Origin of the sequence: Jeotgalicoccus huakuii, from assembly GCF_036665975.1 — a bacterium.
GTDB classification, from domain to species: Bacteria; Bacillota; Bacilli; order Staphylococcales; family Salinicoccaceae; genus Jeotgalicoccus; species Jeotgalicoccus marinus.
This window is the reverse complement of the sequence record NZ_JAVIYN010000018.1, coordinates 1-22,119: the sequence shown is the minus strand read 5'-3', so window position 1 is coordinate 22,119 and position 22,119 is coordinate 1. Positions and strand designations below refer to the sequence as shown.

Sequence of the window (22,119 nt, the reverse complement as noted above, 5' to 3'; positions counted from 1 at the left end):
GTCCTCCTTAATCATTCGGGTCATTTGACGATAGAGTTACTTCTATTGCAGTATCCTCAGTTATGACTGTTCCTGGTTCTACAGACTGTTCATTGGAATATCCTTCTCCACTTACCGAGACATCGATTCCCATAAAGTCACCAAGTAGTAATACTTCTCTCTTAGACATACCGGACATATCCGGAACAGTAGCTTCACCGTCTGTTTCAATAAATAAAGTGTCATATGGTAATAGTGTGTCATCCTTAGGATACTGGTCAGTAATCTCAGTGCCTTCACCGACTATTTTTACTTCAATTGTATCATTTAATTCTTCTTCTAGAGTATCGATTTCACTACCTGTATAATCACCGATTTCAATGACACTGTGCTCTTCCGATACATCAGCATTTGATACTTCTAAATATTTTAAAGTTCTTTCCATAAGTGGATTAAATCCTCTTGCAACACCGTTGTCCCAAGTTTCGCTTTTATTTTCACTCGCTAGCTTAATACCATAATAGATGATCACCTCAGGGTCATCCTTTGGCGCGTAACCAAGGAAGGAGGTGAAAAATTCATAATCTCCGTCTAAGTAGCCACCAGTTTCTGGATCATATACCTGAGCAGTACCTGATTTACCTGTCACTTCGTAATCATCTAATTTGTACTGTGAGTTATGATCTAAGGACCCATCGATTAAAGTATTCATTTCTTCAACTGTTTTATTGGCAGCTTCTTTGGAAATCACTTGTCTCACATTTTCTTCCTTGCCATCATAGACCACTTCGCCATCTTCATCAGTTATCTCGTCAACAACATAAGGTTTCTTCATCTGACCTTCATTTAATAAAGCAGTCATACCTTGAATCATTTGTATTGGAGTCACCGTTGAAGTTTGTCCGAAAGATGTGGTCTTTTGTTGAAGTTCATTATCCCATGCAAGTTGACCAGGAGATTCTGTTGGTAACTCAGAACCTGTCGTTTGACCAAAGCCAAATTTTTGATAATATTCCAACATTTTATCGGCGCCAACTTTATTTTGTAAAATCATCATTAATACGTTTGATGAGTACTGCATTCCCTCGTTGTATGTAATGTCTCCCCATCCACTTGTTTCCCAGTCGTAAATAGTTGAACCCATTACATCCATAGAACCGGATGTATAAACTTCATTGGGATCATAGACGCCCTCTTCAATAGCGGCAGCCAAACCAAATACTTTAAATGTTGAACCAGGTTCGAATGAATATTCATAGAGCATGTTCAACCAAGAGTTACCAAAGCCTTCTCTCGTTTCAGGGTTAAATGACGGTCTTTGACCACTTGCTAAAATTTCACCAGTGTCTGCGTCAGCGACAACTGCCATTAATTCTTCAGGTTTAAAGTGTTCTTCCATATCATTTAATGAATCTTCTAGGTAAAGTTGAATGTTTGAGTCAATTGTTAATTTAACGTCATTACCATTAACCGGCGGTTGAACATTATCAGAATTTGGCACTATAGAACCCCAAACATCTTGGTTATAGTCAATCGATCCATCTTCTCCAGCTAGTAGGTCATCGTAAATTTTTTCTATACCTAGCTGACCTTGTAGTTCGTTCGTCTCTTCATTTAATTCCGCCATGCCAATTAAATGAGAAGCAAATTGACCATTCGGGTAAAACCTTCTTGTTTCTGGTTCAAAGACAAGACCCGTTGCTTCAGACTCCTCTAGAAACTTCTTATCATTGTAAGAAATATTTCGCCCGGCTTGTCCGAGTTCCATTTGGAATCGTCCTTCTTTTACACTCTTTTCAATTTGCTCTTGTATTTCTTCTTTTTCCGTATCTATGACTTCTGCGACAAGTGATGCTGTCTCTTCTGGGTTAGATACATGGTTTGGATAATTATCATCCGTTATCAACACTAGTCTATAAGCTTCCATGTCTGACGCAAGGACATTACCTGAGCGGTCTGTAATATCCCCTCTCTCTGCTTCAGTGACTGAAGAAACAGCATACTTATCCTCACCGCGTGCGATTAGGTCTTCGTCATCTATTGTTTGAAACACCATCAATCTAATAAATTGACCGATTATCAATAGAAAAAGCACTCCTATACCGATATATATCAGGAGTGCACCAGGTGTGGTCTTTATATTCTTCAGGCTGATTTTTCTTTTATTCTTGACCATACTTTTCTACAACCTTTACATTGCTATTGTTCAGATCTAAGCCCAATTCTTGAGCTTTTTCATATATGCGATCGTAGGAAGCAAGATAAGTGACTTCAGTTTGTAATTCACTAATTTCACCATCTTTTACAGAGATGGATTGTTCTATTGATGATTTTTCATTTTGGTAGTTGTGAGCTTCCATTTTTAAAGATAGCACATACACTGAGGCTGCTGCAATCAGAACAACTAGCGTTATGTATACTGCCATTTCAAATCGTTTTATGCCGACGACTTTAGCCTTTTTTCTTATATGTGTTTGGCTCTCCTGGCGTCTGGTCGTCTTAGGGGATGGATGGACTTCAGTATATCTTTCTACTACCATGTCAACACTTCCTATACTTGTTTCTCAGCAATCCGAAGTTTTGCACTGCGTGCGCGTGGATTATTTTCTAAACCTTCACCTTGTGCAGTAATCGGCTTTCTATTCACTCTTTTTAAGGAAGGCACGTATCCTTCAGGAATAATCGGCATATTCTTTGGGAGTTCTGGGCCTTTTTCATATTCGACAAACATTTGTTTACAAATTCTATCTTCCAATGAGTGGAAGGTTATTACCGAGACACGTCCGCCTTTTTTTAATAAGTCAATCGCCTGTTCAAGAGATCGTTCAAATACTCCAAGTTCATCATTGACAGCAATTCTTAAAGCTTGGAATATTCTTTTTGCTGGGTGGCCGCCTGTTCGTCTAAACTTCGCTGGAATTTGAGATTTTATAATCTCTGATAATTCTGTCGTTGTTTCTATAGGTTGAATCTCTCTAAGGCGTTCTATTTCTCTAGCAATTTTTTTTGAAAACTTTTCTTCACCATAGCGAAAGAATATGCTGACTAATTCTTGGTAAGAATAGTGATTGACAATTTCATAGGCATCGAGGTCTTGTGATTGATCCATCCGCATATCTAAACGTGCTGTTTTTGAATGGCTAAAGCCACGTTCTGTGACATCAAGTTGTGGACTAGATACGCCTAGATCGTACAAAATACCATCGACCGTTGTGACACCATATTCCTTTAGTGCTGAAGTTAGATTTTCAAAGTTTGTGTGTATTAAAGTCACCTTGTTTGACCCTTCAAATTTCTTACTCGCATTTTCAATTGCTGTAATGTCTTGGTCAAAAGCATAAATGTGTCCAGTGTCCAGTTGGGACATAAGATAAGCAGTATGTCCGCCCCCACCAAGTGTGGCATCCACATATATACCGTCCGGTTTAATATTTAAACCGTCGACCGTTTCTTTTAGTAAAACTGAAGTATGATTAAACAAAGTGTCACATCCTAAAGGTCAAAATCGATTAAGTCTTCTGCTATTTCTTCAAAGTTATCTTCAGATTCTGTATAAAAATCTTCCCAAGATTCCGTGTCCCAAATTTCAATGCGACTCGATACGCCAATAACCGTGCAATCCTTCGAAAGACCAGCATAGTCTCTTAGATTCTGCGGTATATTAATACGTCCTTGCTTGTCGATTTCTACGTTTGTGGCACCTGAGAAGAATAATCTCGTAAATTTTCTAGCGTCTTTTTTAGTGAGTGGTAGAGTTTTTAGTTTTTCTTCGATTCGGCTCCATTCATCCATCGTATATGCGAAAAGACAACGGTCCAAACCGCGGGTAATGACGAATTGTTCACTGAGCAAATCTCTGAATTTACTCGGCACAATGATGCGTCCCTTAGTATCCAAATTATGTTTATATTCACCCATGAACATATATCTCACCCCGCTATACATTTAATTTACCACATCTCCCCACAATCCTCCACAATTTATAAAAAAGAATCCAAAAAAATATTGCAAAATTAAAAAGCGATTCCCTTATTAAAGGAAATCGCTTGATATAGAGCCTTTTTATTTTTTTATTATGACTAAATTTTCCGTGTAAGAAAGTGGGGAGTAATCCCATAATTCAGCAGATAATTGCCATGGGTGGTAGATACGTTCTTGAAGCACACCATTTGGGAATAATTTTTCACTCAATTCTTCAAGATTGTGGAGATCTTGCCTTAATGAACGTTTAATTTCAATATTATATCTGTTCTTTAAGTAATCCAGCTGTAGTTGATGTTGTTTCTTATTGCTGTCGATTAACTGACTATTGAAATACTCATCCTTCTTTTTGTATAAGACTTCAAAAGCTTCGTCTATCGTTTCTTTAATATGATCTACCTCTTTTAAAAGTGCTTCATCAGTGTGATTATCAATTAAAGTACGTTTTAATTCATTGATGTTCTGAACGAGTGCATCGTCAAAGTTGAGTTCATACTTATTTAGTAACTTTTGAATCCGTTCATCCTGGTAAACAAATTCCATACGTTTTAGAACTATGGGCATCTGTAAATCCATGACCTCAAAGGTTTTGTGGATTTCACCCCAGTACTTAACCTCTGCTCCCCCGCCTAAAAACACAGCAGTATTAAACAATGCTTCTTGCATTAGTGGTCGAGTGACGACATTGTTGGAAAAACTTTCAGGTTTCTCTTCGATTAAAGCGAGTACCTCATCATGGCTATACGTCTCACCACCTAAGTGATAAGACCCGTCTTTATAGAGAAGTAATTCACGCTCAGTATCTGCATTACCAAACAAATGAACTGTCGTTTCTGTATCAATAACCGGCGCCGTTTTCATTGCTTCATTATACTGCTTCTGCCCATCTTTAAATGCTAAATCTATCGCTTGATGATTTTTAAACATCTTTTTAAGAATCGGTTTCTCCAATTCTCTTACTGCTTTTAGATGTGAATTAAAAATGATAAGTCCATGCGATTTAAAGGTTTCATGTACCAGTGAATGAAAAAGTTCAGTCCAGCTTGTACATCGCTCTATTTGATGACTGACCGACTCTTTTAATTCAGTTACATAAGTCGAATCACCTAGGTAAGCCACTAGTTTATTCAAACTTTCCTTCATCGCATTCTTATCATACTCATAGAAACCCACACTCATCGGTACACTTAAGTTTGGTTTATAGGAAACTTTAACCCGTCTTCTGTAGTAACTGTCGTAAACAAAAGTATGATTCACTTCTTCAAAATCATGGTCTTCACCAGCAACCCAAAAAACGGGTACAGCTTCTTTGTTATGCACTGTGTTTAACTCATTAGTTACAATTAAGAGTGAAATAATTTTATGTATGATATATGATGGACTCATAAATAAGCCAGCCTGTTGACCACCGATAACAACTTTTCTACCTTCTCTAAGGCGCTTTAGGTTACCCCTTTGAGCATCGCTTAAACCGTACTGTGCCATATCGGATTCAATAAGATCAGCTATTGCTTCTGTATGTGCATGGTTGGGTCTATCAAAAATGGTATCTATATCATTTTTATTGTACGATAAACTACTATAAAATAGTTTCTTGTCTTTATTACCAGCTGCTTTTACAGCTTGATCTACAGTCTCAAATCGCATATATATTTCTCCTCAACATATCGTTATTAAAAGTATAAAATTTATTTAAATATAAAACAATTGAACGGCTTAAGAATTATGAATATACTTAAGAGAAAAGGGGCGTTTTAAAAATGGTAAAAGTAAATAATTTAGCAATCAACTACAAAACAGCGGAAGAGTTTAAGAAATTTAGAGAATATGGTTCTCAGGAATTACATATGATGAATGAGCTTGAAGCTAATGTAATCGACGCGAATATCGACTCACCATTCTACGGTATTTACCAGGGTGATGAGCTAGTAGCGCGTATGTGTTTATATCGCCGTGAAGATACTGATCATCCAATAGATGAAGATACGAGTGACTACCTGGTAATTTGGAAATTAGAGGTGCTTGAAAAATACCAGGGTCGTGGTTTTGGAAGTGCTATGATTGACTACGCTAAATCTTTTAATTTACCAATTAAAGCAATTAGTCGTTTTGAAAACTCTAGAAAGTTCTTCGAAAAACATAACTTTCAAGGGCACGATTACGATATTGAACGTGATCTAGCAGACGAATCTCTAATGTGGTACCCACAATAAAAAAAGACCTGGAAATCTTAATTGATTTCCAGGTCTTTTTTTAACTTATCTTAGTTAGTTACGACTTCTTCACCTTTGTAGCTGCCACACTCTTTACATACGCGGTGTGCTAATTTAGCCTCACCACAGTTTGGACATTCTACCATACCTGGCATTGAAATTCTCATGTGTGAACGGCGTTTATTTTTACGTGTTTTAGAAGTTCTTCTTTTAGGTACTGCCATTATTATTCCTCCTCATCGTTCAGCTTTAAAGCTTCTAGTTTTTGTAATCTCGGATCAACTGCAGGTTTTTCACTGTCAGCCTCCGCTTCCTCTAGTACTGTCCAACCACTTGCGCCTGATGACCCGGGTAGTTCATCACTCTCAGTATAAACTGTCGGTAAATTGACGATAATTAATTCTCTAACAATCGGTTCTAAGTCAATCGTATGATCTACTGCGTGTAGATTGTCATCTTCAATTTCCTCATCATCAAGGTTCTCATCGAACACTTCAACGGATTGTACTTCAAGCGGGTAATCTACTACTTTACCAGTCCGACTGTCGATCATCTTAACAGTGGCAGATATAAGTAAATCAACGTTTATACGTTGAGTCCCTATAAGCATACTAGCAGATACATTTATATCTTCAATCGCTAATATGTCTTCTCGATCATACAACTTGTCTATTTGGACAGTTTCATTAAAAGTGAATTTGTCATTGGTATACTTTCTTAACTGGGAAAGTGACCATTTCATATAATTCCACCTCTTATGAGCACAACAGATATTGTACAATTATAAAGAAAAAGTGTCAAGTTTATTTCTTAACAAATCACTATTAAATGCTCAATATTTTGGTACACTAAGTATAACATTTTCCGGGGGGTTTTGTATGCGAATTTTAGCATTAATTACAGAATATAATCCATTTCATAATGGTCACATTTATCATATAGAAAGTGCCAAGGCACTCGTAAATCCTGATGTAACTATTGCGATAATGTCAGGAAATTTCACTCAGCGAGGTGAGCTAGCAATTACAGATAAGTTCACCCGTACTAAAGCATGTTTAAAACATGTAGACCTCGTCTGTGAGCTACCATTTTTAAATGCGGTAAGTTTTGCCGATGATTTTGCCAGAGGTGGTGTTCATATAGCCGGTTTGATGGGCGCTACAGATTTGGTGTTTGGCAGTGAGTCAGGTGACATCATCGGCTTGAGTAAAGCTGCTAAAGAATCCAACGATTTAAGTGAGTCTGAAGCATTCCATGACTTATTAAGAGCTGGTAAAAGCTATCCGAGGGCTATGGATGAATTAAGTCAGTCAGATTTTCTATCCTCACCGAATAATACTTTGGGGATCGCTTATATTAAAACGGTAGAAGAAATGGGCTTAAAAATTAAAGTTGATACGACAAAGAGAACCGGAAATCATTATAGTGATCAAGAACTATCAAATCAGGCTTTTTCTAGTGCCACAAGTATAAGACGCACATTATTTAATCATGATATCGACGATGCAAAACAATTTATGCCTTCAGCTTTAGTTGATGAAATAATGTCTAGTCACCTCGCATCAAACGAAGATGTATTTACAACGTTAAAAACAATCATTTTAACTAAAAGTTTAAGTGAGCTTAGAGAAATTTACATGATGACAGAGGGCTTAGAATATCGACTTAAGGATAAGATTAAAACATCACATAGCTACAGTGATTTCATCTGTCAAGTAAAAACGAAGCGATATACATGGACTCGCCTAAGTAGATTAATGATCGCTATCCTCATGAATATTACAAACAAAATAATGGAAGAACATCGGTTATCTAACAGTGTCCGTGTGCTTGGTATGAATAAGACCGGTCAAGCCCATTTAAAATTGTTAGATGAAGTTGAAATCATTACCAACGTAAATAAAAACAACCGTAGCTTAGTATCACATGAAGTGACAGCTACGGAAGTATATAACACTTTTACAGGTGGTACTAAAAATGATTTCAATACACCTGTAATTATTGAGTCTTGAACTTTTCTTTTAAGGCATCTTCAATTAACGGCGGTACAATGTCTTCGACTTTGCCGCCGTATTTTGCAACTTCTTTGACAATAGATGAGGATATGAATGAATAGTTATTATTTGTCATTATATACATCGTTTCGATTTTACTATCTAATTTTCTATTCATACTGGTCAACTGCATCTCATACTCAAAGTCACTGACAGCTCTTAAACCTCTAATAATCGCATCTGCTTGAACTTGCTGACAGAATTCGATTAGCAGTCCATCAAACTGGATGACTTCAACATTATCAAGATGTTTTGTTACACCTTTAATTAGTTCGATACGTTCTGTCGGTGAGAATAGACCTTGTTTTGATGAATTCCTTAAAACTGATACATAGACTTTATCAAAAATTTTACATGCTCTTTCAATGATATCTAAATGCCCATATGTAATCGGGTCAAAACTACCAGGTACAACTGCAACTTTATTGCTCGCCATAATATCCTCCTAATGATTGTCCAATTCGAGTAATTGTACTTTTATGGTGCCGTAAGTGTGTGTTTTAATTTGTTTGAAGCCATCAATATTCACAGTTTCGTCAGCAGAAGTTTCAACGACAATTCTACCGTTGGGTTTGAGTAAACTTTCTGACTTAATTATCTCTAAGCTCTTATCCACTAATTTCTTTCTATATGGTGGATCTAGAAATATTAGATTAAAACTTTTCTCTCTTTTACTCATCGCCTTCAGTGCTCTTCTATAGTCATTTCTATATATTTCAATAGGTTCCTCAATACTATCGGTGTTTTCTCTGATTATACGAATTGCATCCTTTGCCCCGTCTATAATCATTGCAGAGGTTCCGCCGCGGCTTATTGCTTCAATTGCTAGTGCACCAGTACCACCGAATAGGTCTAAAACATCTCCTTCTACTACTCCAAGCATACTAAAAATACTTTCTCTAACCTTGTCACTTGTTGGTCGTGTATCACTAGACTTAAGTGTGTTTATTTTTTTCGACTTATATTTACCGCTTATAATTCTCATCTGTCTGCCCTTTCAATTACTAGCCTACTCATATAAAATACTTGTTAGGAGTTGATGATATGCAAAAATTTATAACGATGGGAGAAGGCTACCGTGAAATATTTGAGTTACATGCCCTCATCGAATATAATCACCAACGTGTAGAACATGCAGTATTTTGCTACAATGACAAATCACCTGCAAGTTTTTTACTCATTATGAAACCTGTAGAACAAAATGTGCAAGCAGTCTACACAATTTACAATGGCATCAAATATGAAACAGGTGCAGGTAAAAAATATGAACTTATAAAATCATGGTGTGATGATAATAACATCAATGTGATTGAGATAAAAACACAATCACCTGAAGATTTCTATGAGCAAGAACAATTTTATCAGTATTTAACAGGTCTATTGAGGCTCAATCATTTACTCTTACCGATGACTTAAATGACTCGATAATCTTTCTCCTCATAGTCTTCACTGCTGTATTCTCGGCTAATATTATGATATTCGGATGTTGTAATATCAGTAACAAATTTTAATTTACCGAGTTCGATTAGGGTGTTTTCAAGCTTATCTTCATTGACGTAAATTAAGGCGTATTTCTTATCTTTGTTAACGTATATTAAATGTCCGTGTCGTTTCAATTGTCGAATGAATTTATTTTGTTTAAAATAAACATATATTCCGATACGTTTTACTATCATTGGCTGACCACCTATCTGAATCTTTATGGTTATAATAACACATTATACAAGAGTTTTTTAAATGAATATCTCATGGAGGTTATATCATGGCAAATTGCTTTAAGAAATTAATGACAGCTGCTGGAGTTGTAGCTGGGGTAACATTAGGAGTATGGGCAAGTACTAAATTGACTGGTGATGTGACAGTACGCGATATCAAACCATACTTCAAAAAACGTTCACCTTATGTCTTTGCACACCGAGGTGGTATGGGGTTAAGACCTGAACATACTAGACTCGCTTTTGATAAGGCATCAGAATTTAATGTCGAAGGTTTTGAAATAGACATTCGTCTGACTAAAGATGAAGAAATCGTTGTCCTCCACGATGCATATGTTGATAGAACATCTAATGGCGCTGGTAAAGTCAGCAATCTAACACTTGAAGACTTACGTGCTTTAGATTTCGGATATCATTTCACAGATGTCGAAGGCAACCACCCATACAGAAATCATGAGAAAGCAAAAATTGTAACATTGAAAGAACTCATCGAAGAATATCCTGACAAATTGATTAACCTTGATATTAAAGATGATCCAGAAACATATGCTGGTAGTTTGGTACCTAGCCTACTCTACCGATTAATTACGGAGCTTGGTGCAGAGGACCGTATTCTTGTGACAAGTTTCTATGATTCTCAAATTAAACAATTTAACTTATACGCAGACAATAAAATTGCTCTAGGAGCAGGTGTTGATCAAGTATCGAAAGCCTACTTCTTACAAAAACTAGGTTTTGGTCATTTGTATACACCAAAAGCAGATACCTTCCAACTGCCAACTGAATATAATGGTATCCCACTAGATACTGAGAAATTCATTGAGTTTTTAACTAGTTTAAATATCGCTGTTGGTTTCTGGAATATTAACAAGATGGACAAGATGGATGAACTTATTCAAAAAGGTGCACATACTATTGTGACTGATTACCCAGATATTAGTTACCACTTAATGAAAGACAGATATTAAAAAGAGTGATCCCCGTGGAAAATAAATTCCACGGGGATCATTTATATATTTAGCTTGCACAACTACAACTTCCGCCGGTTGCACATCCACTATTAGAACTATTTGCGAAAAACGGATTGCTGCTGACAATATTTGCATGAGGACTTACAGCTTGCCCGATATGGAACAGTACTTCATCAAGTAAAGATTGAAGTTGAAACTCTGCACGACGATATTCCATTACGATAGGGTTCATATCTAAATTCTTCTTAAATTGGTTAATTTCCCTACGCTTTGTACTAAAGTCAGGATGATATTTACCGAAGCGTTCCACTTCTTCAAAATCCTCTTTTAGGATGACAAAGTCTTTAATCATTTGTGAGACTTCACTGTCTGTCTCAAGAAGATTCTTATAGTAGCAATAATTATTATATTCCTCAGTGTCAGTGACCATTTCATTAAGAGAGTCGAGCAAATCCATTATTTCAAAATCTACCATTGTTTGCATTTAATCACCTCTCAAAAACTATTCTATCATACCGTTACATTTGTTACTATATTAGAAATACCATTTGCAAGTCCATAGGGAATAGATTAAAATTAGGGTAATGGAAAAATGATAGGGGGCAAAATGATGGTTTTTGAAAACTCAGGTATCGAAAAAGTAGTCATCCCACAGGGCTCACTGCAAGAAGTCATGAACCACAATGGTTGTGTACTCGGAGGCAGCTGGGACTATGAACGTATGACTTTCGACTATAAATATGAAATTCCTGAAGGAATTTATTACTTGCGTTTTCCTGGTTACGCAATTGATGGTGACGTTGGTTCAAACAACGCCACACTTCAATTAATGGATCCATACATGGGTAAACATTACTATCCAACAGGTATCGAATACGGTAGCGACGAAGTATTCCCAGAGCGTATTGTTGAACATGCAATTAATAAAATCAGAACAATTTCTACTGAACTTACAGCAGTTGCTGAAGCTTAATACTTAAATAACGGCACTTTGTGAAAATCACAAAGTGCCGTTATATTTTTATGTCTTCTCCCCCACTCGTAAAAACAACGATGAATCTTTTATTAGATTCATCGTTGTTTTATATTAATGGAAGATAGCATCCCAAAGGCCAGTAGTTTCTCCACCTGGATATAAAATATATAAGATAACATATACCATGACTCCAGTTATGGCTGTAAAGAACCATATAGTCGCAGCTGTCATCCCCATTTTTCTATGGGTTCTTAATTTGTTTTTCTTACCAGTGAATACTTGTATTCCACCTAGAATACCACCAATTGTAGCTAAGCAAATGTGACTGATTAAGAATGTCACATAATAAGGTTCTAATGATGCTGGTCCACCGAATTGAGTGTTACCTAAGAAGATCGTCTTCGATACGTAAATAACGAAGAATGCTAAGGCTGACCATGCTGCTAGAGTCATGACTTTTTCATGTGTTTGGACATTGCCTTTTTTAATATGATAAACACCTACACCCATCAAAATCGCACTCAATATTATAAATGATGTACTAATTGTAGGTAGGATAAAATGTATATCCACTTAACTTCCTCCTAAACTCTGTGGCTATTGTATAGCTCTTTTTGTTGTTGTGCTTTAATGAGTGCCTGCTCAGTAATTTTGTCCTCATCTCTATGTTCATCTTTATACCACTTAGAGAAGATAAACCCTAGCATAACACCGAATATTATTTCCTGTAATACTTTCATAATAATTCCGCCAGTTTGCTGATCATTGAGCGGGGTCGAATTTGTAAAATATTCAGGCCCTGATATCATCCCAGATCCTGCAATGCTGTCTAATACACCTGCTGGTACACATAACTCCATAGCACTTAACCAAGCTTCACCTTCTGTAAACGTTGCGTACAACGGTTCACTGGAGAAGATAATTAGCGCACATGCAGGCGTAACAAAGGCACCAATACCAAATATATAAAGTAGTTTAAATAAGCCGCCCATGTGTGTTTCTTCAGGTTCTACCTTATTAAAAATTGGGTAAAATGCCATCACTGCAGTTAAGAACATTATTGCGAGTACTAAAGTATTTAAAGTCGCACTCATTTTTAAGTTATCCATTACCACTGGAAGATGGTAGATAGAAAATGCTGCAATAAGTAGCATTAATGAAAATAATGGTTTCTTTGCACCTAAACGTAATACAGGTCCAATAACAGGGAGACTCACAATATATTTTTGTAGGTACTCTGGTATTGAAAAGTATAGTAATGGTGCAATTAAAAATAGCACAAAAGCCATCTGAATCATGTGGAATGTAAATAAAATATGACTCAGAATATCTACTGGTCCACCGTACATTAAGTATAAAAGAATCATATTTACGACGAATAATGACCCTTCCTTAGACGTCAGTGGACGACCACCTTCAAAGTCTTTATACCACCTTACAGTAATAAGAAAATACACAACTGTAAGCATAATAACAAAGGCCATAAAGAATGGACTCCAGTTTGCCATGAAACCGAAAATCTTTATAGAAGTTATGTTATCCATACATACCACCTCGAATTTAACCTATATACCTAGTATAAATTCATTGACTTTATAAGACAAGGCGCTAAAAAGTAACAAAGTGACAAAGTAATGAATAAAAAAAATGACCCCTATCGGGGTCATTCTTTAGATTGGTTGTCCAATCCATACTATAAAAATAAATGTTACACAGAACGCTATTGCAAAGTACATACCAACAATCATAAATAGTTTTACAAATTCATGCCCTTCATCCTTAATGTGCATGAAGTAGTAGAACTGTAAAATTACTTGGATGAATGCAAATAGAATTACAGATCCAGTAATGAATGTTGCATTAAAGTCTAGAGCAACCATACCAAATGCCATAAATGTTAAGAAAATCATAAAGGCAAAGCCAGTAAGCTGTAAACGCATTTCTTTCGTTCTTTGACGTCGTATATTTCTAAGTTTAATATCGCTCATTGGTTTGTTATTTAGTTCAGCCATCTATAACACTCCTAACAAGTAAACAATTGTGAAGATGAATACCCACACAACATCGATGAAGTGCCAGTATAAGGCAGCAGTATTAACTTTAGCTGCTGTGTATACTGATAAACCACGAGTCGCGTTACGGATAATTAAACTTGTAATCCATACTAGACCAATTATAACGTGGAAGCCGTGTGTACCTATTAGAATATAAAAGGCACTACCAAAAGCACTAGATCTAAATGTGTGTCCTAAATGTACATATTCATAGAACTCATATATCTCTAAAGCTAAGAATCCTGCACCGAGTAATACTGTAATGGCTAACCATAATTGCATCTTAGTAAAGTTGTTATTACGCATATGATAGATTGCATATACACTTGTTAATGAAGATGTTAAAAGTAACATTGTCATAACAAAAGCAAGTTCTAGTTGGAAAAGATCAGCTGCCAGTAAGTGATCCTCACTTGGCACGCTACCTTTAAGTGCTAAGTACGTCGCAAAAAGTGATGCGAATAGTACAGTTTCTCCACCAAGGAAAGTCCAAAATCCAACGAATTTATTCTTACCTTCTTGCGTCGCTGTCTCCGGGTGCTCAGGCCATTGTTCATTAGGTACATTATATTTCATTTCCGCCATTATTTTGCACCCCTTTCAAGCTCTTCAAGGTCTTTTAATACTTCTTCTTTCTTCACATAGTAACCAAGGTCATCTTTAAATGAACGTACAATCATTGAAATTGCAGTAATCGCTAAACCGATGATTAATACCCATACTGCCCAAGGCTTTTCTGGTAATCCTGATACTGCATCAATTGCCCAATCTTTACCTGCGGCAAAGTATAATGCACCAAATGATGCGATGAATAAACCAAGTGACATAATAAATGGAATGATTGAGTTGTTTGGCATATGGAAGTCATCCAGTGATTCAGCTGGAAGCATTTCTCCATTACCTTCTTTTTTCTCTAACCAGAATGCATCTAAACCACGAACAAGTGGAATCTGTGCAAAATTGTAATACGGCACTGGAAGTGGTAATGACCACTCAAGTGTACGTCCGTCACCCCATGGGTCACGCCCAACTTTTTGGTTTTTAACAACTGTCATTACAATATTTATCAGTAAGATAATAACTGCTAGGGCCATCAATAGGGCACCTACTGTAGATATCATGTTCGCTACATTATAACCTTGACCGTCTAGGTATGTGAATACACGTCTTGGCATTCCCCATAGTCCTAAGAAGTGTTGGATAAGGAATGTTAAGTGGAATCCAAAGAAGAATAACCAGAACGTAACCTTACCAAGTTTTTCACTGAGCATTGTTGCAAACATCAATGGCCAGTAATAATGTAAGCCTGCGAGTAATGCGAATACTACCCCACCAACGATAACGTAGTGGAAGTGAGCAACGATGAAGTAAGAGTCATGGTACTGATAGTCAGCTGGCGCTACTGCCTGCATGACACCAGTTACCCCACCCATTACGAATGATGGAATAAACGCGAGTGCATACATCATCGGTGTTGTAAATTCAATACTACCGCCCCAAACAGTAAAGATCCAGTTGAATATCTTAATACCAGTCGGAACTGCAATTGCCATAGTAGCAAGTGCAAAAATAGCATTAGCTGTTGGTCCAAGGCCTACTGTAAACATGTGGTGAGCCCAAACCATGAATCCGAAGAAACCGATCAATACAGTAGCGAATACCATGGCAGAGTATCCAAACAATCTCTTACGTGCAAATGTTGCAAATATTTCAGAGAAAATACCGAATGCTGGAAGAATTAATATATAAACTTCCGGGTGACCGAAGATCCAGAATAAATGCTCCCAGATAATTGTGTTACCCCCAGCTTCTACGATGAAAAAGCTGGAACCAAACATTCGGTCAAAGATTAATAAGAATAAACCAATTGTAAGCGGCGGGAATGCGAATACGATAAGAACAGATGCTACAAGTGTAGTCCACGTCATTAGTGGCATTCTCATGTATGTCATACCAGGCGCTCTCATTGTAATAATTGTTGTTACAAAGTTAATACCTGAAATTAAAGTACCTGCACCAGATACCTGTAGACCAAGTGCATAGAAATCAATACCATGTCCAGGTGATGATATAGAGAGTGACGCATAACTTGTCCACCCTGCATCAGGTGCACCACCTAAGAACCATGAAAGGTTTAGGAAGATACCACCAAAGATAAATAACCATACACCTAGAGCGTTTAGGAATGGGAATGCTACGTCACGAGCCCCGATTTGCAGCGGCACTGTTGCATTCATAAATGCGAACAAGAGTGGCATCGCTGCTAGGAAAATCATCGTTGTACCGTGCATTGTAATTACTTCGTTGTACAACCCTGCAGATAGAAAATCATTGTTTGGTACTGCAAGTTGCAAACGAATAAGCATTGCTTCAATACCACCGAGTGCGAAGAAAAATCCACCGGCAATCAAGTAAAGTATAGCAATTTTCTTATGGTCAACAGTAGTTAAGTATTCCCAAATTGTTGCCCAAAAACCAGTTTTTTTCGCTGTTGCTTCAGACATTACTAGTTACCCCCCTCTTCTGACTCTTCAGAAGCTTCTTCATCTGAAGTTTCTTCACCTTCAGCGGCTTCTTCTTCAGCAGGTTCTCTTAATGTAGAAACGTCTCCAGAACCTTCTTCAACATTCAGTTCCATCAAGTAAGATGCAACTGCTTCGATTTCATCATCAGATAATTCATATTGTCCTGTCATCTTGTTTCCAGGCTTGAATGATTCTGGATCAGAAATCCAAGCTTCAAGATTTTCTTGGTTGTGTTCTAAGAAACCAGCAATTAATTCACGGTCTCCAAAGTTAGTTAAGTTAGGACCCATTGCGCCAGATCCTGTTGGAGTAGTTGCGTGACAGCCCATACATGAGTTATTAAAGATTTCTTCACCACGTTGTGCGTCTTCAGAAGATGCTTGAACTGGCTCTTCAATTGCTTTCATGTCCGCTAACCACTGATCATACTCTTCTTCCGGTAATGCTTTAACCTTAAAGTCCATCAATGCGTGTGATGGTCCACATAATTCCGCACATTTACCATAGAATAAGCGATCCGCATCTTGTGATGCTTCATCATCAAATACTAAGTAGAAACTATTGATACCATCGATATTGGTATCCATCTTACCACCAGCAGCTGGCACCCAGAATGAGTGTTTTACGTCTGCACCTTGTAAGTTGAAGTAAACTTTCTTATCAGTAGGAACCACAAGTTCTTGTGATGTCACGACTTGCTCATTCGGATATTCAAATTCCCACCAGTACTGGTAAGCTCTTACGTTAATCACTGTTTCTTCCGCGTTAACGTTACCGTCGGCATCTGTGCTCGCTTCGGTATCTGCTTGTTTAAACACGAAATAAACTGTTGGAACAGCTAAGACAAGTAGTAACAGGATTGGTATAGAAGTCCAAATAATTTCTAAGGTATGATTACCTGAAACATCTTTCGGTTCAAAATCTTCACCTTTTTTACTTCTGCGACTCTTCAATACCGCAATAGTAAATAATACTGTTACAACAACAATAACTAAAATCATAATGATGATAGAAATTAACATCAAGTTGAACTGTTCTTGTCCAACTTCACCTGCAGGACGTAGTGTACTTAATTCATTTGTTCCACAACCTGCAAGGAAAAGTGTTAATACAGACGCTAATAATAGCCCTTTTCCTTTAAGAAAACTAAAGTTCATTGTGTTAGACCCCTCTTTCATTCATTTACTTTACTAAACATTCACAAGTAAGCCGGCTACGATAACCATGACAAAGAAAATCACAACGTAGTTGAGTGAAAAGACAAATATTCGCCCGGCATAGCGATTATAGTCTGTAATCTGTTTGAACTGGTTAACACCCAAATAGAACCAGACGAGATTTAATGCTGTTACTAATAGAACAAACCAAGTCCCCAGCTCAAACATCATTAGTGGTGTGAACAAAAGAAGTGTCACCCAGAAAATAATCGAGTGCTTAGTTCGATTATTTCCTTTTACAGAAGGGAGCATCGGTATACCTGCATGACTGTATTCTTCACTTCTCTTAATGGCAAGTGCATAGAAGTGAGGCATTTGCCAGATGAACATTACAATAAACATCGCTACCGCTAAAATATGTAGCTCTGGATCGAAAATTGCCCAGCCGATAAGCGGTGGCATAGCTCCAGGTATTGCTCCTATAACTGTGTTTGCCACAAGATGTCTCTTGGCAAAGATCGAGTACACAACTGCGTATCCGAAGGCTGCAATTAATCCGAGTACACCAGCAGCAGTATTAATGAAAAATAACATGACAAGCCCAATTGCTAACATAGAAAAGCCGATGATTAATATTTCCTTACCGGAAAAAGTGCCATCAATACTCGGCCTTTTGCTCTTTGATTTCATTAGCACATCAATATCTCTGTCATAATAATTATTTAGGGCACAAACACCTCCGATGACCAGCGCTGTACCTACTAACATCAGCAGCATGACTGGAATTGCATCAAAAAATGAAATGTTATAATACATAACCGCTAAAAACCCTGCAGCAAAAGCTGGAATTAAATTTGCTTTGATTATGCCATCCTTGATGAGTGCTTTAATTGCCTTTAATTTTTTACTGCGTGCTGACTGATGTATCTCCTCTTGGTATACATCACTGTGCATCTATTCGCCTCCTTTCATTAACAAACACATTTATATTTAATAATAGATTATCCGGGACATATTTTCTATACATATTTGAAATAAAATTGTTACATTTTGCATTGTTCAAGAATTATTCATCAATATGTATGAATAAATGTCCTAAACTGTTTTATACTCAAATAGTATAAGTGTTTCCCTACACTATTAAATTTTACCACAGTTTACGGAATTGTTAAGGGTATTTCACAACTTTGCGGATTGCAAAGAGTGCAATTCTGATATATATTTAGTAACTGTACTAGAGACAGATACACGATTGTTTTGAGGTGTTTTATTTGTATAAAAATTTAAAAATTGTAGCCGTGATCACTACACTGATTATGGTCTTCGTTCAAATCGGAGGTGCACTGGTTACAAAAACAGGTTCAGAAGATGGCTGTGGTGAAACCTGGCCCTTGTGTCACGGTCAGCTTATCCCACGTGATTGGCCTATCGACACAATAATTGAACTTGCGCACCGTGGTGTCTCAGGTATAGCAATCATATTTCTGATATTACTTGCATACATGGCTTGGAAACAGATCGGTCATGTTAGAGAAGCTAAATTTCTTATCTATGTTTCCTTAAGCTTTATACTCATCCAATCCTTAATTGGTGCGGCAGCAGTAATTGGCATCTGGGAAGGTGACTTTGTTCTAGCAGCACACTTTGGGATATCTTTAATATGTTTTTCAGCGGTCTTGTTATTAACCTTATTAATTTTCGAAACATCTTATGGTCATGAGGACCGTAAAATTTTTGTCAGTCCATTCTTAAGATATAACACTATACTGATAACGATTTATATTTATTTTGTTATATACAGCGGTGCACTTGTTAGACACACTGACTCATCATTAGCATGTACAGAATGGCCGCATTGTATGCCAGGCCAAATCATGCCAGGTAATTTTTACCAAGCTGTGCAAATGGGACATAGATTCCTAGTTGGAATTTTATTCATTTGGATGATCATTATCGTTGTCCATGTCCTAAGAAACTACAGTGATTCAAAAATCATCAGAAATGGTTGGCTTATCGCGTTTACCTTACTGATTTTACAAGTCATTACAGGTATGCTTTCAGTCATCACTCATGTCAATATATTTATTGCCTTATTCCATGCCTTGTTTATCACCTTGTTATTTGGAGTATTATGTTACTTCATCATGTTACTATCAAGAAACAAGGGTTAGTCTGGATATTAGTACAGGAATCTTATTATAAGATTCCTGTTTTTTTGTCTTTATGTCTAAACAAAAAAACGGATGTCACTCAAATTGAGCGACATCCAGTTAAAAGTTCATTTATATTTAACGACCTTTTAATTCAATTTCAGCAGATTTTACATGTTTTGCTGCAATGACTAATAGACCAATTGCTATAGATACACTTAAGAATGATGACCCACCGTAACTTAACAATGGTAATGGAACACCCGTCAGTGGAATAATCTTAGAAATACCACCGACGTTTATGAACACTTGCATGGTAATATACATCGCGACCCCAACACATACAATTTGGTAAAATGTGTCTGTTGACCGTCTAGCATAGGACATCGCTTTAATAATGATTACTAGATATAGAGCGACGATCAGCAGTACACCGACCAATCCTAACTCTTCAGCAATTACAGCCATTATGAAGTCGGTGTGTGGCTCAGGTAAATAACCAAGTTTAATGACACCGTTACCGATACCTGTTCCAAAAATACCACCGTTAGATATTGCCATCAATGAGTTTGTCAGCTGATAACCACTACCTGCTGGATCACTAAATGGATGTAAGAATGTTTCGATTCTCTGCATTTGATAATTAGACAGAATTTGCCCATTAATCAAATACATTATTCCGCCGCCAACTAATAAGGCACCGCCGATTGCAAGTCCAGCTCTAAAAATAAATTTAAACGGTATTCTTAAGTACATGAATGTACTGATAATAATGGCTGCAATTACCAACCATGTTCCAGTATCATTGATGATTACTAGACCAGAAATTGCAAATATAAAAATTAAGGGTCCAGTACTAGATTCATTCGCACTGCCTAATCGTTTTTCTCGTCTTGAATATATATACGCGAGATATAAGATTGAAATTACTTTAAAAAACTCAGATGATTGTAAACCAAATGGTCCAAACCTTATCCAATTTCGCTGTCCATTTACCTCAGTACCAATAACCATAGTTAGAATTAAGAGTATAACAATTATTGTTATCATGAGTATTTGGACACCCTTCATTTTAAAGAAGTTTCCACTCATAAAATACGTCATGAAAAATACAATAATAAAACCGAGTATTAAAAATGCGAGGTGCCTATAATAGTAAAAAGTTGAACTACCTTCATTCATCTCTGCAGGTACCATGCTTGCGCTATAGACCATCACCAGACCAATTAAAGATAGGGCAACATAAGCGATTATTATTAAAAAATCAACATACTTAGAATATGACTTCACGTAGTTGATAAAGTTTTTTATGTACTTCATCTGGGCTGGTCCCTCATTTAAAAAAGTCTAAAGAAATTTTCTTTAGACTTGGTTTTTTTCTCTTTCCATATATGCTTCGTGTACCTTAGATACTTCTACTTCTAGGTGATCTAAAATAGCACGTCCGTCTTGTGCGTCAACTAAGCCTAATCTAACAGCAAAGTTTATTTCTTTCGATAGGCCAAACATCTGAGTGTCAAGAACTTCTTCAAACACTGGACACTGCGGCATCGTTAAGTTTTCCATCTGAACTTCAATCAGCTGGAGAATTCTGTCGGCGTCCTTATCTAACTGGTCATAAGCATTTTTGCTCATTTGTTTTACTTCAGACACGCGGTTCCCCCCTCAATTACTCTTCATAAAAGTTTATCTCAAGACCTAAAAAAAATCAAGCAGATATGTAAGCGAGTATCATGATGTATACTATTCATTCTATAATTTTTTTACAATCTTTGCTATACTTTTTTAACAGAGGGAGCGATTAATTATGATTATTCAATTAAAAGGAAATATTAAGTTTCAAATTACACTAGATCCATCAACTTGGATTTTTGATGATAGAAAGATTAAGTTAGAAGAACTACTTAAAAATGATAAGGATAGCGAAGAAATTACCTTTCAGGATCAGACAGAGTGGAACCGACAAATTATTGAAGGTGAAACAAAGCCACCAACTTTAAAATCAGAGAAAAAATATAAAAAAAGAGAATTACTGGATAGTTCTTTTGTCATTTGCCTTCAGCCATTCCTTGAATACACAGAACCGCACAATGGAGAAGATGCAAAAATCAACTTCATACATAAAGACAGCACGACTCAGTTAGACTACAAGGACCGTCATAGCTTCTATGCTCACTTTTCAAATGAGGGTAAACGACTTTATGATGACAGTATGTTTGACCTACTAGTTGTAACTAATGGTAATCAAAAAATAAAATTATCACATGTTACAGGCATCGAATTTGAATAATAAAAAAGCTCGGACAAATGTCTGACCTGGTACCTCCTAAGTTTACAGATGAAA

At 36.7% G+C, this 22,119-nt stretch carries 27 protein-coding genes; 7 read left to right on the top strand and 20 right to left on the bottom strand.

What is annotated here, in order from left to right:
• Positions 1-7: 7 nt before the first annotated feature.
• The 5 genes from V6E76_RS09635 to bshC all read right to left on the bottom strand — a co-directional run bounded on the left by V6E76_RS09635 (position 8) and on the right by bshC (position 5,607).
• On the bottom strand, positions 8-2,155 hold the full coding sequence (locus V6E76_RS09635) for a PASTA domain-containing penicillin-binding protein (RefSeq protein WP_247352414.1): 2,148 nt from the start codon (positions 2,153-2,155) through the stop codon (positions 8-10).
• On the bottom strand, positions 2,142-2,519 hold the full coding sequence (ftsL, locus tag V6E76_RS09630) for a cell division protein FtsL (protein ID WP_026867530.1): 378 nt from the start codon (positions 2,517-2,519) through the stop codon (positions 2,142-2,144). The genes V6E76_RS09635 and ftsL overlap by 14 nt, the downstream gene beginning before the upstream one ends.
• Positions 2,520-2,530: 11 nt before the next feature.
• A complete protein-coding gene (gene rsmH, locus V6E76_RS09625; RefSeq protein WP_026867529.1) occupies positions 2,531-3,460 on the bottom strand; it encodes a 16S rRNA (cytosine(1402)-N(4))-methyltransferase RsmH in 930 nt (309 codons plus the stop codon).
• An 11-nt stretch (positions 3,461-3,471) separates the two neighbouring features.
• Positions 3,472-3,903, bottom strand: a complete 432-nt coding sequence (gene mraZ / locus V6E76_RS09620; RefSeq protein ID WP_026867528.1) for a division/cell wall cluster transcriptional repressor MraZ — start codon at positions 3,901-3,903, stop codon at positions 3,472-3,474.
• A gap of 138 nt (positions 3,904-4,041) precedes the next feature.
• Complete coding sequence (bshC, locus tag V6E76_RS09615; protein WP_247352416.1) at positions 4,042-5,607, bottom strand: bacillithiol biosynthesis cysteine-adding enzyme BshC; 1,566 nt, start codon at positions 5,605-5,607, stop codon at positions 4,042-4,044.
• Between the two features lie 113 nt (positions 5,608-5,720).
• On the opposite strand from bshC, the gene V6E76_RS09610 reads away from it, so the two are divergent.
• Entirely contained in the window at positions 5,721-6,173 is a 453-nt protein-coding gene (locus V6E76_RS09610) for an N-acetyltransferase (RefSeq protein WP_247352418.1), read from the top strand.
• Positions 6,174-6,223: 50 nt separating this feature from the next.
• On the opposite strand, the gene rpmF is transcribed toward V6E76_RS09610, so the two are convergent.
• Both rpmF and V6E76_RS09600 read right to left on the bottom strand, forming a co-directional pair.
• Entirely contained in the window at positions 6,224-6,397 is a 174-nt protein-coding gene (gene rpmF / locus V6E76_RS09605; RefSeq protein WP_247352420.1) for a 50S ribosomal protein L32, read from the bottom strand.
• Positions 6,398-6,399: 2 nt separating this feature from the next.
• Positions 6,400-6,915 carry a YceD family protein gene (locus V6E76_RS09600; protein ID WP_026867524.1) on the bottom strand — a complete coding sequence of 172 codons (516 nt, stop codon included), beginning with the start codon at positions 6,913-6,915 and terminating at the stop codon, positions 6,400-6,402.
• 136 nt (positions 6,916-7,051) lie between these two features.
• Between V6E76_RS09600 and V6E76_RS09595 the strand changes: the two genes are divergently transcribed.
• On the top strand, positions 7,052-8,185 hold the full coding sequence (locus V6E76_RS09595; protein ID WP_247352422.1) for a nucleotidyltransferase: 1,134 nt from the start codon (positions 7,052-7,054) through the stop codon (positions 8,183-8,185).
• Here V6E76_RS09595 and coaD read toward each other — a convergent pair.
• Entirely contained in the window at positions 8,172-8,663 is a 492-nt protein-coding gene (gene coaD / locus V6E76_RS09590) for a pantetheine-phosphate adenylyltransferase (RefSeq protein WP_166627304.1), read from the bottom strand. The genes V6E76_RS09595 and coaD overlap by 14 nt on opposite strands.
• A 9-nt stretch (positions 8,664-8,672) precedes the next feature.
• On the bottom strand, positions 8,673-9,212 hold the full coding sequence (gene rsmD, locus V6E76_RS09585; protein WP_026867521.1) for a 16S rRNA (guanine(966)-N(2))-methyltransferase RsmD: 540 nt from the start codon (positions 9,210-9,212) through the stop codon (positions 8,673-8,675).
• Positions 9,213-9,271: 59 nt separating this feature from the next.
• Here rsmD and V6E76_RS09580 point away from each other — a divergent pair, with 59 nt between their 5' ends.
• Positions 9,272-9,643: a DUF7147 family protein gene (locus tag V6E76_RS09580; protein ID WP_247352424.1), complete on the top strand. Its 372-nt coding sequence runs from the start codon at positions 9,272-9,274 to the stop codon at positions 9,641-9,643.
• On the opposite strand, the gene V6E76_RS09575 is transcribed toward V6E76_RS09580, so the two are convergent.
• Positions 9,640-9,903: a DUF2129 domain-containing protein gene (locus V6E76_RS09575; RefSeq protein ID WP_026867519.1), complete on the bottom strand. Its 264-nt coding sequence runs from the start codon at positions 9,901-9,903 to the stop codon at positions 9,640-9,642. The genes V6E76_RS09580 and V6E76_RS09575 overlap by 4 nt on opposite strands.
• 86 nt (positions 9,904-9,989) lie before the next feature.
• Between V6E76_RS09575 and V6E76_RS09570 the strand changes: the two genes are divergently transcribed.
• Positions 9,990-10,910 carry a glycerophosphodiester phosphodiesterase family protein gene (locus V6E76_RS09570; RefSeq protein WP_247352426.1) on the top strand — a complete coding sequence of 307 codons (921 nt, stop codon included), beginning with the start codon at positions 9,990-9,992 and terminating at the stop codon, positions 10,908-10,910.
• A gap of 49 nt (positions 10,911-10,959) precedes the next feature.
• On the opposite strand, the gene V6E76_RS09565 is transcribed toward V6E76_RS09570, so the two are convergent.
• Positions 10,960-11,397 (bottom strand): YlbF family regulator, encoded by a 438-nt coding sequence (locus V6E76_RS09565; RefSeq protein ID WP_247352429.1) that lies wholly within the window; start codon positions 11,395-11,397, stop codon positions 10,960-10,962.
• A 126-nt stretch (positions 11,398-11,523) separates the two neighbouring features.
• Here V6E76_RS09565 and V6E76_RS09560 point away from each other — a divergent pair, with 126 nt between their 5' ends.
• Complete coding sequence (locus V6E76_RS09560) at positions 11,524-11,886, top strand: YugN family protein (RefSeq protein WP_247352431.1); 363 nt, start codon at positions 11,524-11,526, stop codon at positions 11,884-11,886.
• Positions 11,887-12,000: 114 nt separating this feature from the next.
• On the opposite strand, the gene V6E76_RS09555 is transcribed toward V6E76_RS09560, so the two are convergent.
• The 7 genes from V6E76_RS09555 to cyoE all read right to left on the bottom strand — a co-directional run bounded on the left by V6E76_RS09555 (position 12,001) and on the right by cyoE (position 18,579).
• Positions 12,001-12,456, bottom strand: a complete 456-nt coding sequence (locus tag V6E76_RS09555) for a DUF420 domain-containing protein (RefSeq protein WP_499797805.1) — start codon at positions 12,454-12,456, stop codon at positions 12,001-12,003.
• A 17-nt stretch (positions 12,457-12,473) separates the two neighbouring features.
• The gene (gene ctaG, locus V6E76_RS09550) at positions 12,474-13,433 is read right to left on the bottom strand and encodes a cytochrome c oxidase assembly factor CtaG (RefSeq protein WP_247352436.1); all 960 of its coding nucleotides are present in this window, start codon (positions 13,431-13,433) and stop codon (positions 12,474-12,476) included.
• A 126-nt stretch (positions 13,434-13,559) separates the two neighbouring features.
• Positions 13,560-13,901, bottom strand: coding sequence for a cytochrome C oxidase subunit IV family protein (locus V6E76_RS09545; protein ID WP_026867513.1), 342 nt, complete (start codon positions 13,899-13,901; stop codon positions 13,560-13,562).
• Positions 13,902-14,528 (bottom strand): cytochrome (ubi)quinol oxidase subunit III, encoded by a 627-nt coding sequence (locus V6E76_RS09540; protein WP_499797802.1) that lies wholly within the window; start codon positions 14,526-14,528, stop codon positions 13,902-13,904.
• On the bottom strand, positions 14,528-16,447 hold the full coding sequence (locus tag V6E76_RS09535; protein ID WP_247352438.1) for a cytochrome c oxidase subunit I: 1,920 nt from the start codon (positions 16,445-16,447) through the stop codon (positions 14,528-14,530). The genes V6E76_RS09540 and V6E76_RS09535 overlap by 1 nt, the downstream gene beginning before the upstream one ends.
• 2 nt (positions 16,448-16,449) lie before the next feature.
• On the bottom strand, positions 16,450-17,625 hold the full coding sequence (gene coxB / locus V6E76_RS09530) for a cytochrome c oxidase subunit II (RefSeq protein WP_247352440.1): 1,176 nt from the start codon (positions 17,623-17,625) through the stop codon (positions 16,450-16,452).
• Between the two features lie 33 nt (positions 17,626-17,658).
• Complete coding sequence (cyoE, locus tag V6E76_RS09525) at positions 17,659-18,579, bottom strand: heme o synthase (protein ID WP_247352442.1); 921 nt, start codon at positions 18,577-18,579, stop codon at positions 17,659-17,661.
• 317 nt (positions 18,580-18,896) lie between these two features.
• Between cyoE and V6E76_RS09520 the strand changes: the two genes are divergently transcribed.
• The gene (locus tag V6E76_RS09520) at positions 18,897-19,796 is read left to right on the top strand and encodes a COX15/CtaA family protein (protein WP_499797801.1); all 900 of its coding nucleotides are present in this window, start codon (positions 18,897-18,899) and stop codon (positions 19,794-19,796) included.
• A 117-nt stretch (positions 19,797-19,913) separates the two neighbouring features.
• Here V6E76_RS09520 and V6E76_RS09515 read toward each other — a convergent pair whose 3' ends face one another.
• Together V6E76_RS09515 and V6E76_RS09510 are read right to left on the bottom strand one after the other, a co-directional pair.
• A complete protein-coding gene (locus tag V6E76_RS09515) occupies positions 19,914-21,095 on the bottom strand; it encodes an FtsW/RodA/SpoVE family cell cycle protein (RefSeq protein ID WP_247352444.1) in 1,182 nt (393 codons plus the stop codon).
• Between the two features lie 42 nt (positions 21,096-21,137).
• Complete coding sequence (locus V6E76_RS09510) at positions 21,138-21,410, bottom strand: Fpa/YlaN family protein (RefSeq protein ID WP_370545415.1); 273 nt, start codon at positions 21,408-21,410, stop codon at positions 21,138-21,140.
• Positions 21,411-21,582: 172 nt separating this feature from the next.
• Between V6E76_RS09510 and V6E76_RS09505 the strand changes: the two genes are divergently transcribed.
• On the top strand, positions 21,583-22,065 hold the full coding sequence (locus tag V6E76_RS09505) for a hypothetical protein (protein WP_247352446.1): 483 nt from the start codon (positions 21,583-21,585) through the stop codon (positions 22,063-22,065).
• Positions 22,066-22,119 lie beyond the last annotated feature (54 nt).

Bases quoted from the DNA above. Each gene is read 5' to 3' on its own strand.
- V6E76_RS09635 (WP_247352414.1), bottom strand. From the start codon at position 2,155: ATGGTCAAGAATAAAAGAAAAATCAGCCTGAAGAATATAAAGACCACA.
- ftsL (WP_026867530.1), bottom strand. From the start codon at position 2,519: ATGGTAGTAGAAAGATATACTGAAGTCCATCCATCCCCTAAGACGACC.
- mraZ (WP_026867528.1), bottom strand. From the start codon at position 3,903: ATGTTCATGGGTGAATATAAACATAATTTGGATACTAAGGGACGCATC.
- bshC (WP_247352416.1), bottom strand. From the start codon at position 5,607: ATGCGATTTGAGACTGTAGATCAAGCTGTAAAAGCAGCTGGTAATAAA.
- V6E76_RS09610 (WP_247352418.1), top strand. From the start codon at position 5,721: ATGGTAAAAGTAAATAATTTAGCAATCAACTACAAAACAGCGGAAGAG.
- rpmF (WP_247352420.1), bottom strand. From the start codon at position 6,397: ATGGCAGTACCTAAAAGAAGAACTTCTAAAACACGTAAAAATAAACGC.
- V6E76_RS09600 (WP_026867524.1), bottom strand. From the start codon at position 6,915: ATGAAATGGTCACTTTCCCAGTTAAGAAAGTATACCAATGACAAATTC.
- V6E76_RS09595 (WP_247352422.1), top strand. From the start codon at position 7,052: ATGCGAATTTTAGCATTAATTACAGAATATAATCCATTTCATAATGGT.
- coaD (WP_166627304.1), bottom strand. From the start codon at position 8,663: ATGGCGAGCAATAAAGTTGCAGTTGTACCTGGTAGTTTTGACCCGATT.
- rsmD (WP_026867521.1), bottom strand. From the start codon at position 9,212: ATGAGAATTATAAGCGGTAAATATAAGTCGAAAAAAATAAACACACTT.
- V6E76_RS09580 (WP_247352424.1), top strand. From the start codon at position 9,272: ATGCAAAAATTTATAACGATGGGAGAAGGCTACCGTGAAATATTTGAG.
- V6E76_RS09575 (WP_026867519.1), bottom strand. From the start codon at position 9,903: ATGATAGTAAAACGTATCGGAATATATGTTTATTTTAAACAAAATAAA.
- V6E76_RS09570 (WP_247352426.1), top strand. From the start codon at position 9,990: ATGGCAAATTGCTTTAAGAAATTAATGACAGCTGCTGGAGTTGTAGCT.
- V6E76_RS09565 (WP_247352429.1), bottom strand. From the start codon at position 11,397: ATGCAAACAATGGTAGATTTTGAAATAATGGATTTGCTCGACTCTCTT.
- V6E76_RS09560 (WP_247352431.1), top strand. From the start codon at position 11,524: ATGGTTTTTGAAAACTCAGGTATCGAAAAAGTAGTCATCCCACAGGGC.
- ctaG (WP_247352436.1), bottom strand. From the start codon at position 13,433: ATGGATAACATAACTTCTATAAAGATTTTCGGTTTCATGGCAAACTGG.
- V6E76_RS09545 (WP_026867513.1), bottom strand. From the start codon at position 13,901: ATGGCTGAACTAAATAACAAACCAATGAGCGATATTAAACTTAGAAAT.
- V6E76_RS09540 (WP_499797802.1), bottom strand. From the start codon at position 14,528: ATGGCGGAAATGAAATATAATGTACCTAATGAACAATGGCCTGAGCAC.
- V6E76_RS09535 (WP_247352438.1), bottom strand. From the start codon at position 16,447: ATGTCTGAAGCAACAGCGAAAAAAACTGGTTTTTGGGCAACAATTTGG.
- coxB (WP_247352440.1), bottom strand. From the start codon at position 17,625: ATGAACTTTAGTTTTCTTAAAGGAAAAGGGCTATTATTAGCGTCTGTA.
- cyoE (WP_247352442.1), bottom strand. From the start codon at position 18,579: ATGCACAGTGATGTATACCAAGAGGAGATACATCAGTCAGCACGCAGT.
- V6E76_RS09515 (WP_247352444.1), bottom strand. From the start codon at position 21,095: ATGAAGTACATAAAAAACTTTATCAACTACGTGAAGTCATATTCTAAG.
- V6E76_RS09510 (WP_370545415.1), bottom strand. From the start codon at position 21,410: ATGAGCAAAAATGCTTATGACCAGTTAGATAAGGACGCCGACAGAATT.
- V6E76_RS09505 (WP_247352446.1), top strand. From the start codon at position 21,583: ATGATTATTCAATTAAAAGGAAATATTAAGTTTCAAATTACACTAGAT.